Annotated in this window: 9 protein-coding genes; 6 read left to right on the top strand and 3 right to left on the bottom strand. The window is 71.2% G+C overall.

All coding sequences use genetic code 11. The annotated features are described in order from the left end of the window. Positions 1-119: 119 nt before the first annotated feature. Entirely contained in the window at positions 120-1,622 is a 1,503-nt protein-coding gene (locus ACQP2H_RS31475) for a glycosyltransferase family 87 protein (RefSeq protein ID WP_433230240.1), read from the top strand. A gap of 151 nt (positions 1,623-1,773) precedes the next feature. Here ACQP2H_RS31475 and ACQP2H_RS31470 read toward each other — a convergent pair whose 3' ends face one another. Next, complete coding sequence (locus ACQP2H_RS31470; protein ID WP_433230237.1) at positions 1,774-3,963, bottom strand: hypothetical protein; 2,190 nt, start codon at positions 3,961-3,963, stop codon at positions 1,774-1,776. Positions 3,964-4,275: 312 nt separating this feature from the next. Then, entirely contained in the window at positions 4,276-5,058 is a 783-nt protein-coding gene (locus ACQP2H_RS31465) for a deoxyribonuclease IV (protein WP_208565149.1), read from the bottom strand. A 540-nt stretch (positions 5,059-5,598) separates the two neighbouring features. On the opposite strand from ACQP2H_RS31465, the gene rpsF reads away from it, so the two are divergent. The 4 genes from rpsF to rplI all read left to right on the top strand — a co-directional run bounded on the left by rpsF (position 5,599) and on the right by rplI (position 7,247). Further along, positions 5,599-5,889, top strand: a complete 291-nt coding sequence (gene rpsF, locus ACQP2H_RS31460; protein ID WP_067301247.1) for a 30S ribosomal protein S6 — start codon at positions 5,599-5,601, stop codon at positions 5,887-5,889. A 79-nt stretch (positions 5,890-5,968) separates the two neighbouring features. Next, complete coding sequence (locus ACQP2H_RS31455) at positions 5,969-6,505, top strand: single-stranded DNA-binding protein (RefSeq protein ID WP_208565148.1); 537 nt, start codon at positions 5,969-5,971, stop codon at positions 6,503-6,505. A 41-nt stretch (positions 6,506-6,546) separates the two neighbouring features. After that, positions 6,547-6,786 carry a 30S ribosomal protein S18 gene (rpsR, locus tag ACQP2H_RS31450; RefSeq protein ID WP_007073789.1) on the top strand — a complete coding sequence of 80 codons (240 nt, stop codon included), beginning with the start codon at positions 6,547-6,549 and terminating at the stop codon, positions 6,784-6,786. Positions 6,787-6,800: 14 nt separating this feature from the next. Then, positions 6,801-7,247 (top strand): 50S ribosomal protein L9, encoded by a 447-nt coding sequence (gene rplI, locus ACQP2H_RS31445; RefSeq protein ID WP_208565147.1) that lies wholly within the window; start codon positions 6,801-6,803, stop codon positions 7,245-7,247. A gap of 185 nt (positions 7,248-7,432) precedes the next feature. Here rplI and ACQP2H_RS31440 read toward each other — a convergent pair whose 3' ends face one another. Continuing rightward, complete coding sequence (locus ACQP2H_RS31440) at positions 7,433-9,157, bottom strand: hypothetical protein (RefSeq protein ID WP_433230231.1); 1,725 nt, start codon at positions 9,155-9,157, stop codon at positions 7,433-7,435. 408 nt (positions 9,158-9,565) lie between these two features. Here ACQP2H_RS31440 and ACQP2H_RS31435 point away from each other — a divergent pair, with 408 nt between their 5' ends. Then, positions 9,566-13,162: a replicative DNA helicase gene (locus ACQP2H_RS31435; RefSeq protein WP_433233758.1), complete on the top strand. Its 3,597-nt coding sequence runs from the start codon at positions 9,566-9,568 to the stop codon at positions 13,160-13,162. Positions 13,163-13,182: the final 20 nt, after the last annotated feature.

Raw genomic sequence — 13,182 nt, 5'->3', positions numbered from 1 at the left:
TCGCCGGCAGCGGCGTCTTTCGGCAGGCCCCCACCGGGGCGGTCCGCGCGGGGTGAAGCGGGCCGCCGGCGGAACATGCTGCTCGTCCGGGAGCCATTCATAGGGCAGGATGCATTCTCATGAGCACCCAGCCGACGGCCGGCATCGACGACGCCGGGAGCAGCGACCACCCGTCCCGATCGGACGGCTTCGTCCGAGGCGTTTCGCAGGCGATCGGCGGGCCGCTCGGCGACCATGCCGTCGCCGTCGACCGGCCCGCCGGCCGGGAGAGCCGGTTCTGGACGGCGGCCCGGATCGTGCTGGCCCTGGCCTGCCTGACCCTGGCCCTGCACTGGGTGCAGAAGGCGCCCTGCCAGAACGGTGCATGGCAGAACAACATCCAGTACACCCGGATGTGCTACACCGACGTGCTGGCCCTCTATTACGCCGAGGGCCTGCACGAGGGCAAGGTCCCCTACCGGGACCACCCGGTGGAATACCCGGTGCTCACCGGCTACATGATGGGCGCCCTCGGCCTGCCGGTGCACGCCGTCGGCGTCGACGATCCGACGATCAACCAGGGCCGGTGGTTCTACAACGCCAACGCGTTGGCCCTCAGCGCGCTCGCCGTCGCCACCGCCGCGGTGATCCTCGCCCTGCGCCGCCGACGACCCTGGGACGCGGCACTCTTCGCGCTGGCCCCGGCGCTGTTCCTCACCGCCACCGTCAACTGGGACTTCCTCGCCATCGGGTTGGCCGCCCTCGGGCTGGCCGCCTGGGCGAAACGACAACCCGTACTGGCCGGCATCCTGCTCGGCCTGGGCGGTGCGGCGAAGATGTGGCCGCTGTTCCTGCTCGGCCCGATCCTGATCCTCGGCCTGCGCGCGAATCGGTTGCGGGCCGCGTTCACCGCCGTCGCCACCGGCCTGGTCGCGCTGGTCGCGGTGAACCTGCCGACGGCGATCCGCTACCCGGACAACTGGGGGCGGTTCTTCGACCTGAACACCACCCGGCCCATCGACTGGGGCACGCTCTGGTACATCGGGCGGTACCTCGACGGCAAGGTGAACACGGGCACCCCCGGCGACCAGGGCCCGTTCCAGTGGCTGAACGGCAACATCCCGACCCTCAACAACCTGTCGTACGCCCTGTTCGGGCTGGCCTGCATCGGCGTGGCCGTACTGACCCTGCGGGCACCCCGCCGCCCCCGGCTCGCCCAGCTCGCGTTCCTGGTGGTGGCCGCCTTCCTGATCTTCAGCAAGGTCTGGTCGCAGCAGTTCGTGCTCTGGCTGCTGCCGCTGGCGGTGCTCGCCCGGCCCCGCTGGGGTGCCTTCCTCGCCTGGCAGTTCGCCGAGGTGTGCTACTTCGTCGCCTTCTACGGCGAGCTGCTCGGCTCGGCCACCAGCCGCCCGGTCTTCCCCGAGGGGGTCTTCGTGCTGGCCTCGTCGCTGCGGCTCGGCACGGTGGTGGTGCTCTGCGTCCTGATCGTCAAGGACATCCTGCACCCGGAGCGCGACGCGGTCCGCCAGACCTACTCCGACGACCCGGACGGCGGCGTGCTCGACGGCGCCCCCGACGCCCCCTGGCTGACCAAACTCCGTCGCAAAACCCCCGCCCCCGAACCCGAACCAGCCCCCGCCTGACACCACGCAACCCCAACCCCCACCCAGACGCGCAAGTCCAAGACGGCCGTGCGCCCGTCAGGTTTGCGGGGGAGCCCAGCCGGCGCAGGGATCAAGCCTGACCGCCCGGAGCCCGCTGGGCTCCCCCGCAGACCCCCACCGCAACCCGACCTCAGAGACGGAACACCACGGCATTGCCGACCTGTTGGCGGGTGATGCCCAACTGCTCGACCGGCGCGTCCACGGTCACCTCCCACGGCGTACCGACGATCTGGTCCCGCAGCACCACCACGTTGCGTACGCCGAGGGTGCGCAGGTAGTCGACGCTGGTCTGGTCGGGGAAGGCCGCCGTCACCCGACGGACGTCGTCGAGCTGCTTCGGGGTGAAGCCGCTGCCGCCGTTGACCACCTGCTGGAAGCGGCTGGTCGACCAGAGCATCACCGGCTGGTCCTGGTTCTGGCTGCTGGGCAGCACCAGCAGCGGACCGTCCACCGTGCGCATCGCCGCCGGCTGCTCCGGCACCACCGGGTGCGGTGTGGTGTTCAACCCCTCCACGACCACCAGCAGCAGCGGCAGCAGGGTGGCCACGCGCAGCCACGGTGACGGCCGGGAGGGCACCCGCTCGGTGCTCAGCTCGCGGACCCGCTGGGCGAAGGCGCTCACCGCACCGGCGGCCAGCAGGCCGAGCAGCAGCGTCGTCCAGAGCATCATCCGACCGGGCGTACGCAGACCGTTGAAGCCCGGCAGGTGGTCGAAGAGCGGCGCATAGGTGAAGGTGCCGTCGAAGAACCGGGTGCCCATCGCCAGCACCATGGTGACCAGCACCCCGGCCAGCATGAACAGCCGGTGCCGCAGCCGCCACACCGAGAAGAACAGCCCGCCGGCCGCCAGCGCGTACAGCACGAAGCCCGGCAGCAGGGTCATCTCCGGATGCCAGGGCAGCGCCGCCCGCGCCCCCTCGTGCAACCCACCCCAGATCCACGACTCGCCGGGCGCGGTGAAGAAGCCGCTCGCCGGTGGTGAGTAGACACCGATGTCGCCGATCGTCCGTTCCGCGTTGGGGTGCAGCTCGGCGACCTTGAAGTACGGCACCGCCAGCAGCGCGCCGACGGCGGCGAAGAGGAGCCCGCCGACCAGGTCGGCCACGAACAGCCGCCGCCCGAAGGGCCGCCGCCCCTGCCGCCGCCGCCAGAACCACACCACCGCCGAGACCAGCAGGATGACCGCGAGGACGTACGCGAAGACCAGGCCGATGCCGAAGCCCAGGCTGAGCTGCCAGGCCGCGACCGCCCACCCGGCGTACGCCCAGCCGACCCGGCGGCGTTCGGGGCGGTAGCCGTGCCGCAGCGACCAGCCGTGCCCCCGGGCCAGCATGGCCAGCGCCAACGGGATACCGCCGTTGGAGACGATGTGCAGGTGACCGGCCTGGGCGAGCAGCCACGGCGCGTACGTGTAGCTGACCCCGGCGACGGCCGACCCGATCCGTCCCGCGCCCAACTGCCGGGCCAGCACGTACGCCCCGAAGGTGGCCATCGCGTGCGCCAGCACGAACATGATGTTGTAGCGGAGCACGGCGGCGTCCGGGCCGGTGCCGAGCAGACCGACCGGGGCGTACCCGAGCAGCATGTCGGAGAAGGCGAAGCTCCACGGCTCCGGGAAGAACGTGTTGGACTGGAACAGCTGCCCCGGGTCGGTCCGCAGGGCATGCCCGGACCAGGCCATCTGCCAGGCCTGGAGGCTCGGGTCCCAGTAGTCCTGGGGGAGCGTGTAGAGCGGGTAGCGCAGGGTCGGCCAGGTCATCCCCACGGCCAGCGTGAGCGAGCCGAGGACGGCGAGCGTCCACTCGTGCACCAGGAACCGGCCGGTGGCGTGGGCCGCCCGGACGGGGCGGCCGGGCACCGGTTCGGGCGCGGGCGCGAACGAGGTCCACGGATCGGCCTCGGCCGCCGGCTCCTGCTGCTCCGCTTCGCCCCCGGCCGGCCCGTCACCCCGGCTCTTCCCGGCCTCGTCCTTCCCGGCCTTGTCTTTCCCGGCCTCGTCTGTCCCGGCCTTGTCTTTCCCGGCCCTGCTTCTCCTGAGCCGGTCTTTCCAGGTCCTGGGCTTCGCAGCCGGGTCGATCGTCGTGCCGGCCTGGTCGCCTGCCACCGCGGTCGTCGTGCCCTGGTCGGCTGCCACTGCGGTCGGCGTGCCAGCCCGGTCGGTCGCCACCGTGGTCGGCGCTGCGGCCTTCTCCGTGGTCGTCCCGGCCGGCTGGGCCTTCGCCCCGGTCGGCCCGGGGTCGGCCCCGGCCTTCCCGCCGCCGGCCTTCCCACCCTCGGCCCGGCTCTCGTCGGTTACCGGGCCGCCCTCGGCGGGCTCCACGCCGGCTCCGTCGGCCTGCAAGTCGGGTCCGCCCGGCTCACCGCCCGCCCCAGCCGGCTCACCGCCCGCCCCAGCCGGCTTGCCGTCCGACCCGGCCGGCTCTGCACCCGACCCGCCCGGCTCACCGCCCGACCCGGCTGGCTGCGGGTCGGGTTCGGTGGCCGGGGCCGGGGGCGGGACGTTCCTGCCCGGCTCCGAGCTGTCCCGCGCGTCGGGTGCCGGCCGGTCCTGCGGTGACCCGGGGGTGGGGTCCGTGCCGCCGGTCTGCCGTGGAGGTGGGCTGCCGCCCGTCGCGTTGGTGGTCATCGGCGTTCAGGCCCCCGTGCCGAGCTGCCCACGGAGGAAGGCGATGTCGGCACCCTGACCGGTCGCCCCGCCGGGGGTCTCCACGATGACCGGGGCGTCCGCCGCCCGGATCACCGCCACCAGCAGCTCCGGGTCGATGGTGCCGCCGTCAAGGTTGTCGTGCCGGTCCTGCCCGGAGTTGAACCCGCCCTTGGAGTTGTTCGCGTGCACCAGGTCGATCCGGCCGGTGATCGCCTTCACCCGGTCGACCAGGTCGAGCAGTTCCTCGCCACCGGCGTACGCGTGGCAGGTGTCGAGGCAGAAGCCCACCTCGTAGTCACCGAGGGCGTCCCAGAGCCGGGCCAGCGCGTCGAGCCGCCTGGCGCAGGCGTTGTCGCCGCCGGCGGTGTTCTCGATCAGGACCGGCACGGGGAAGCCACCGGAGTCGGCCGCGTACGCGAAGGTCTTGCGCCAGTTGTCGAAGCCGACGGCGAGGTCGTCACCGGCGTTGACGTGGCCGCCGTGCACGATCAGCCCCCGGGCGTCGAGCTGCGCCGCCGCAGTGGCGTGGGCCAGCAGGAGCTTGCGGCTGGGGATGCGGATGCGGTTGTTGAGGGTGGCCACGTTGATGACGTACGGGGCGTGCACCCAGAGGTCCACGTCGGCGGCGCGCAGCCGGTCGGCGTCCTCCCGGGGTTTCGGGGCCTTCCAGCCCTGCGGGTCGGAGAGGAAGAACTGCACCGCCTCGGCGGTACGGGTGGCCGCCTCCGCCAGCGGGTCGGCCTGGTCGACGTGGGCTCCGATACGCATGCAGGCGAGCCTACGTCCCGTTCCCGACGCCGGCTGGCGACGGTCGCGGGCAAGTCGCGCCGTCCCGCCGCCCCGATCCGCCGCGCCGCAGGGTGCGTGGCGTCACCCGGTGACCGCGGCGATCGTTGACCGAGATAGGGCAGTGGGACGAATAGCTGCAATTCGGCTATCACGTGACGATTGCCGTTGTACCGTCAGATAACAACAGGATGAAGCTCCGCGGGGTGTCCTCGATCCAACCTCATCGGTGTGGTCGTTCCTCCCCAGGTCCCACCCAAGGAATGCGGACGGGACGCCCCGCGGCCCCGTGGACAGGGGTCCACCGCCGGCCTTCGGGTGTCGCGGTGGGCCCCTGTCGCCCTTCCTGCCCGGCCGGGTCACCCCGTCGGGTCGACCTGCCCGGGCATGATCGTCGGGGCCGGGTATTCTGGTCCGGTTGTCCGCGTCCGGTCGGGTTCCCCCGCTCCGGGACGGGCACGACGCACGACCTCCTGCCACGGAAGGACCGTGGCCGCCTAGCCCACAGGAGGTGAGCACGTCTTGCGTCATTACGAAGTAATGGTGATCCTCGACTCCAGCCTCGAGGAACGCACCGTCGCACCCTCGCTCGACACGTACCTGAACGTGATCCGGACCGCGGGTGGCTCGGTCGAGAAGACCGACGTGTGGGGCCGCCGGCGCCTCGCGTACGAGATCAACAAGAAGGCCGAGGGCATCTACGCCGTCATCGACCTTCAGGCGACGCCGGAGGCGGTGGCCGAACTCGACCGCCAGCTGCGGCTCAACGAGTCCGTGCTGCGCACCAAGGTCATCCGGCCGGAGATGCGCTAAGCATTCAACCCCGGTTCGCCCGGATCAGCCTCGTCGGTGATGTCGTACGGCTCTGCGAGTCTGTACGACGCAACGATGAGTGCGCGAGGAGTTGGTCATGGCAGGAGACACCACCATCACGGTCATCGGCAATCTGACCGATGACCCCGAGTTGCGGTTCACCCCGTCGGGTGCGGCGGTCGCCAAGTTCCGGGTCGCTTCGACGCCCCGGTTCATGGACAAGACCACCAACGAATGGAAGGACGGCGAGCCGCTCTTCCTGGCCTGCACCGTGTGGCGGCAGGCGGCGGAACACGTCGCCGAGTCGCTCCAGCGGGGCGCCCGCGTGATCGTCTCGGGTCGGCTGCGTCAGCGGTCGTACGAGACCCGCGAGGGTGAGAAGCGCACCGTCATCGAGCTTGAGGTCGACGAGATCGGCCCGTCGCTGCGCTACGCCACGGCGAAGGTGCAGAAGATGTCGCGTTCCGGTGGTGGCGGCGGTGGCTTCGGTTCCGGTGGCGGTGGCAATCAGGGCGGCGGCGGAGGCAACTTCGACGACCCCTGGGCCTCTGCTGCTCCGGCTCCCTCCTCGCGCGGTGGTTCGGGCGCCAATTTTGATGAGGAGCCACCGTTCTAATGGCGCCGAGCGCCCGCGATCGTAAACCAGGAGCACGTGCAATGGCCAAGGCTGCGGCACTTCGCAAGCCGAAGAAGAAGGTGAACCCGCTCGACAAGGACGGGATCACCTATATCGATTACAAGGACACCGCGCTGCTGCGTAAGTTCATCTCCGACCGCGGCAAGATCCGCGCTCGGCGGGTGACCGGGGTCACCTCCCAGCAGCAGCGGCAGATCGCCCGTGCGGTCAAGAACGCCCGTGAGATGGCGCTCCTGCCGTACACCGCCACGGCCCGCTGAGAGGAGGCACCGACATGAAGATCATCCTGACCCAGGAAGTTTCCGGTCTCGGTGCCCCCGGCGACATCGTCGAGGTCAAGAACGGCTACGGCCGTAACTACCTGCTGCCGCAGGGCTTCGCGATCAGCTGGACCAAGGGTGCGGAGAAGCAGGTCACGGTCATCAAGCGGGCCCGCTCGGCCCGGGAGATCCGCGACCTGGGCCACGCCACCGAGGTCAAGGACCAGCTTGAGGGCCTGAAGGTCAACCTGAAGGTCCGCGCCGGCGACGGTGGCCGGCTCTTCGGCTCGGTCACCCCGGCCGAGGTCGTCGACGCCGTCAAGGCGGCCGGCGGCCCGGTCCTCGACCGTCGTCGGCTGGAGATGCCCGGTCACATCAAGTCGACCGGCGCCTACCCGGTGCGGGTCAAGCTGCACCCCGAGGTGTCCGCCAAGTTCGACCTCAACGTCGTCCAGGGCTGACCTCACCGCACAGCATCACCCGACATGGCCCGCACCGGCACCCGGTGCGGGCCAAGTCATGTCCACCGACGGCCCGGGGCTCTGCGGCGGCGTCCCTTCACCCCTGGGACCGTCGACCGCACAACACCCGGAGCCAGGCTCGGTGGCACCGCGCGGCGCCACCGACGCCGGGAGCGCCGCGCAGGTCAGCCGATCGGCTGACCGGTGATCGCGCTGATCAACACGGTGGACAGGCCACCACCCACCACCGCCGCCGCCAACGCCACCGTCGCCGGCCGCCAGGTCGTCCCCACCCGGCGCAGCAGGACCGCCACCACCAGACTGCTCAGCAGCGACAGCCCGAACCGGGGTGCCCCCGCGACCAGGGAACCGAAGGCGTGCGCCCGGGGCGGTTCACACCCGCCGCCGCTGATGTCCGTGACACAGCCGGCCGGCGGCTGACCATCCAGGGTCAACAGCCACAGAAACACCAGCACCGCCGGCACCAGGTAGCAGGCGGCGGTGTAGACCAGCGGGCGCAGCGGGCCACCCGGGTCCGGGTCGAGCAGGTCGTCCTCCAGGCGGCGGTTCCACGAACCGGCACCCACCGATCCGATCCGGTCCCGCAGTGCGGCCGTCGCCACCGACCGGCCCGACGCCGGCTCGGCCCGACGCCGGGGCACCGGCCGGGGCCTCGGTGCCGTGTAACCCACCACCGGAGAGCGGGGTGCCGAGGTCGGTGGGTCCATCCACCGGGGATCGTCGCCGGCCAGCCGGGTGCCCGACCAGAACCCCTCCGGCTGCTCACCCCACGGCCAGCCCTCGCCACCCGTCACCGGCTGCGAGGACCGGGGTGGCACCGACCGTTCCCACCGGTCGACGTCGTCCCGGGCCCGGCGGCCGACACCGTCGGCGTCCCACCGGTCGGCGTCGTCCCGGCCCCAGCGGTCGTCACCGCCGGTGTCCCGGCGGCCGATCCCGCCCGTGTCCCGGCGGCCGATCCCGCCCGTGTCCCGGCGGCCGATCCCGCCCGTGTCCCGGCGGTCGACCTCGTCACGATCCGCGGTCACCGAACCCCACCGGCCGATGTCCGTCCGGTCCCACTGCGCGGTGTCGGTGAACCGGTCCCACTGGCCGGTGTCGTCGCTCTGCTCCCACCGCGACGCCCCGCCGGGACGCTCCCAGCGGTCGTCGACCACCGGACTCTGCCAGCTGTGCACGCCGGACGCGTCCCACGGGTCCACCGCAGGCCGGTACTCCGGCTCCGGCTCGGCGGAACGGCTCCACGGGTCGCTCGCCGGACGGCTTCCCGGGTCGGTCAACGGCCGGGCCCACGAATCGTCGGTGTTGCGCCGCCGTCGCCGGGGCGGTTGCTCAGGTACGGCCTCCACCGGCAGGTCGGAGTCGTCACCGCCGGACCAGATCACCTCGGGCCGGCGGGACGGCGACCGCCGCGGGCGGGCCGTCGGGGCGGCCCCGGAGACCGGCGCACCCTCATCGGTGTCCGCCCGCCGGCTGCCGACGTACCCCTGATCCTGCGGGCGGTCGAAAGTCCACTCCCGGGTGTGGTCGGACTCGGGGGCCGCGGCGATGGCGCGGGTTTCCCGCCGTTCGCTCTCCCGCCGCCGTCTGGCGGCACGACGACCCACCCCGGAGACCGGAGGGGCGTCGTCGTCCTCGTCGTCCGGGGCGGCGTGCCGGCCACGGCCGTCGGCGTGGGCGATCCCCGACTCGACCGCCCACCGGGGCAGGTAGGCGTCGACGGGCTCCTCCTGGCCACGCTCGACCGCCCGGCGGCGGCTCGGCGTGCGGTAGCGGTCCGTCGAGGAGTGTGAAGCTGACAGGACCGGGTCGCCGAGGTCGTCCCACGGGGCGATCGGCTGACGCTCGCGCGGGTTGCCCTCCCCGCGCTCCCAGTCCCGGTAACTCACGGCCGGAGCGTGACCCTTCTCAACCGAAAGTGCAATCCGCTGTCCAGGTGTAGCCGTTTCGCAGAGATAGTACGGGAAGACCGACCCAAGAGCCTTACCAGAAATTATTCGTCCACAGGGTGGGGACAAAGAAACACCAGGTCAGAGCCGTGGAGCTCGGATTTCCTCCACAGTTTTCCACAGGCTGTGCACACGCTGCGCACATGATTGTCCACTCGCGTCCACAGGTTGTCCCGAGGCTCATCCACCGCGCCGGTTGAGGGTCTGACCTCGGGGTCCGTATCGTGGGGCACCGACCGGTCGCGCGATGGCCCCCCGATCGACCCGACCGGCAGGTGGCACACCACCGGCGTACCGCTGGGGCCAGCTCGACGCTGTGGAGGGGGAACCGTGTCGGTCACCGACGACATGCGGGCGGAGCCCCGGGCAGCGGGGCAGTCGTCCGCCCCGCCGCCCCGCGACGGCCAGTTCGACAAGACCCCACCCCAGGACGTGGCCGCCGAGCAGTGCGTCCTCGGCGGCATGCTGCTCTCCAAGGACGCGATCGCCGACGTCGTCGAGATCCTCAAGTCGACCGACTTCTACCGGCCCGTCCACGCCACCATCTTCGACGCGATCCTCGACATCTACGGGCGCGGTGAGCCGGCCGACGGCATCACCGTCGCGGCGGCCCTCGCCGACTCGGGGGACCTCGCCCGGGTCGGCGGCGCCCCCTACCTGCACACCTGCATGGCGGCCGTCCCGACGGCGGCGAACGCCTCCTACTACGCCCGGATCGTCGGCGAACGCGCGGTGCTGCGCCGGCTGGTCGAGGCGGGCACCCGGATCGTGCAGCTCGGCTACGGCACCGCCGCCGGGGGCAGCCGCGACGTCGACGACGTCGTCGACCTGGCCCAGCAGGCGGTCTACGAGATCACCGAACGGCGGGTCAGCGAGGACTTCGCGATCCTCGCCGACATGCTCCAGCCCACCCTCGACGAGATCGAGGCGGTCGGCGCGCAGGGCGGCGTGATGACCGGGGTGCCGACCGGCTTCACCGACCTGGACCGGCTGCTCAACGGCCTGCACCCGGGGCAGCTCATCATCGTGGCCGGCCGGCCCGGTCTCGGCAAGGCGCTCGCCCTGGACACGCCGCTGCCCACCCCCGACGGCTGGACCACGATGGGTGAGGTCGAGGTCGGCGACCGGTTGCTCGCCGCCGACGGTACGCCGACCACGGTCACCGCCGCGTTCGCCGTGATGCGCGGGCGTCCCTGCTACGAGGTCGAGTTCTCCGACGGCAGCGTGATCGTCGCCGACGCCGAGCACCTGTGGCAGACCAGCACCCGGAGGTGGGCCCTCGCGCCGGCGGGCGGCATACCGGCAGACTCAGCTCAGGGCCCCGCCGAGGCCGGCGACGGCGTACTCACCACGGCGCAGATCGCGGCGACGCTGCGTACCGGCCCGGAGGGAAGCCCCCGCCACGCCGTCGCCACCTGCGCCCCCCTGCAACTGCCCGAGCGGGCGGTGCCCATCCCCCCGTACGGCCTGGGTGGCTGGCTCGGCGACGGCCGGGCCGACCCGGGTCATCTCGCCGGGTCCTTCCTGGCGACGCTGCGGGAGATCGGCGTCCTCGCGGACAAGCACATCCCCCGGGACTACCTGCGCGGCTCCGAGGCGCAACGTCGGGCGCTGCTCGCCGGGTTGATGGACACCGCCGGCACCCTCACCCCGACCGGCGACCTCCGGTACACCTCGACCTCGCGTCGGCTGACCGGTGACGTACGGGAACTCGTGGTGGGTCTCGGGTACCGCTGCACGGTCACCGAGCGGCCGGCACCCGGTCGGACCGGGACGACGTACACGGTCGCCTTCGCCACCCAGGACGCCGTCTTCCGCCGCGAGCCCAGGGCGTCCGCCGAGGCCGTCCGCCCACGCACCGACCCGGGTGTCCGGTACGTGGTGGACGTGCGGCCGGTGGCCAGCGTGCCGGTGCGGTGCGTGACCGTCGACAACCCGGACCACCTCTACCTGGCCGGCCGGTCGATGATCCCCACCCACAACAGCACGGCCAGCATGGACTTCGCCCGCAACGCGGCGATCCGGGCCAACCAGGCCGCCGCCATCTTCTCGCTGGAAATGAGCAAGGTCGAGATCGTCATGCGGCTGCTCTCGGCCGAGGCGCGGGTCCCGCTGCACGTGCTGCGCAGCGGGCAGCTCTCCGACGACGACTGGACCAAGCTGGCCCGCTGCATGGGTGAGATCAGCGAGGCGCCGCTGTTCGTGGACGACACGCCGAGCATGAACCTGATGGAGATCCGGGCGAAGGCGCGGCGGCTCAAGCAGAAGCACGACCTCAAGATGATCGTCGTCGACTATCTCCAGCTGATGACCTCACCGAAGCGCACCGAGAGCCGTCAGCAGGAGGTCGCGGACCTGTCCCGTGGCCTCAAGCTGCTGGCCAAGGAGGTCGAGTGCCCGGTGATCGCGGTCAGTCAGCTCAACCGTGGTCCCGAGCAACGCACCGACAAACGACCGCAGCTGTCCGATCTGCGGGAATCCGGCTGTCTGACGGCGGAGACCCGACTTATCCGGGCCGACACCAATGCGGAAGTCACCATGGGCGAGCTGCTGAAGGCCGGGACGAGGGAAATCCCGGTCTGGGCGCTTGACGAGAACCTGCGGTACTCGCCCCGGACCATGACCCATGTCTTCCCCAGCGGTCGGCGCGAGGTGTTCCGGCTGACTCTCGCGTCGGGAAAGCAGATCGACGCGACGGCGAACCACCCTTTCCTCACTTTCGCCGGGTGGGTGCCGCTGGGTGAGCTGGCTGTCGGGGCGCGGCTGGCCACGCCGAGACACCTGCCCCCGCCGCTGGCGGTCCGGCCGTGGGTGGAGGCGGAGGTGGTGCTGCTCGCGCACCTGCTTGGTGACGGTTCGTTCGTCAGACGCCAGCCGATCCGGTACGCCAGCCGGGACGAGGAAAACCTGGTGGCAGTGGCCCAGGCCGCGAAGCACTTCGGAATCAGCGCCGTACGGGACGAGTACGAGGCCGCCCGGGGCACGACGCTCCGGCTGCCTGCACCGTACCGACTGGCCCGTGGACGGCGTAATCCGATCGCAGAATGGCTCGACGGGCTGGGGCTCTTCGGGCTGCGTTCGCACGAGAAGTTCATTCCGCAGGCGATCTTCAGTATGCCCAAGGAACAGGTCACGCTCTTCCTGCGCCACCTGTGGGCAACCGACGGCTCGGTCCATGTCAACAAGTCGGGTAGGGGTGGACGCGTCTACTTCTCCTCCACCAGTCGCAGAATGCTCGAGGACATTTCCCGTCTCCTCCTGCGGTACGGCATCACCGCACGCCTCAGAGTCGTTCCGGTAGCTGACCACCGTCCCCAGTACACCCTCGACATCTCGGGCCGGGACGACCAACTGCGGTTCCTACGGGAGATCGGGGTGCACGGCGAGCGCGCGGCTGCATGCGAAGCGCTGCTCACCGTGTTGGAGACGGTCGTGAGCAACACCAACGTCGACACGGTGCCGACCGAGGTGTGGAGCCAGGTTCGGGACGTCCTGGTAGAGCGGGGCATCAGCCACCGCGAGTTCGCCCGGGCGATAGGTACACAATTCTGCGGCAGCGCCCTGTGGAAGCGCGCACCGAGCCGATCCCGACTGGCGAAGATCGCCTCGGTACTCGACGCCGCCGACCTTGAACTGCATGCCACCAACGACATCTTCTGGGACGAGATCACCTCGATCGAGTCGCTCGGCGAGCAGGACGTTTTCGACGCGACGGTACTCGGCACCCACAATTTCGTCGCCAACGGGATCGCCACCCACAACTCGATCGAGCAGGACGCCGATGTCGTCATCCTGTTGCACCGCGACGACTATTACGACAAGGAGTCGCCGCGCGCCGGGGAGGCGGATTTCATTGTTGCCAAGCATCGGAATGGGCCCACCGATTCGATCACGGTGGCGGCCCAGCTGCACCTGTCCCGCTTCGTCGACATGGCGATCGTCTGATCCGACGCTGTGGCCGGTGA

This window comes from Micromonospora sp. CA-248260 (genome assembly GCF_050942205.1).
Lineage (GTDB): Bacteria > Actinomycetota > Actinomycetes > Mycobacteriales > Micromonosporaceae > Micromonospora > Micromonospora antibiotica.
Note: the sequence above shows the minus strand (reverse complement) of the source record. Positions and strands in the feature narration are given on the sequence as shown.

Excerpts from the sequence above, each read along its gene's own strand:
- ACQP2H_RS31475 (WP_433230240.1), top strand. The coding sequence starts at position 120 with ATGAGCACCCAGCCGACGGCCGGCATCGACGACGCCGGGAGCAGCGAC.
- ACQP2H_RS31465 (WP_208565149.1), bottom strand. The coding sequence starts at position 5,058 with ATGCGTATCGGAGCCCACGTCGACCAGGCCGACCCGCTGGCGGAGGCG.
- rpsR (WP_007073789.1), top strand. The coding sequence starts at position 6,547 with ATGGCCAAGGCTGCGGCACTTCGCAAGCCGAAGAAGAAGGTGAACCCG.
- rplI (WP_208565147.1), top strand. The coding sequence starts at position 6,801 with ATGAAGATCATCCTGACCCAGGAAGTTTCCGGTCTCGGTGCCCCCGGC.
- ACQP2H_RS31435 (WP_433233758.1), top strand. The coding sequence starts at position 9,566 with ATGCGGGCGGAGCCCCGGGCAGCGGGGCAGTCGTCCGCCCCGCCGCCC.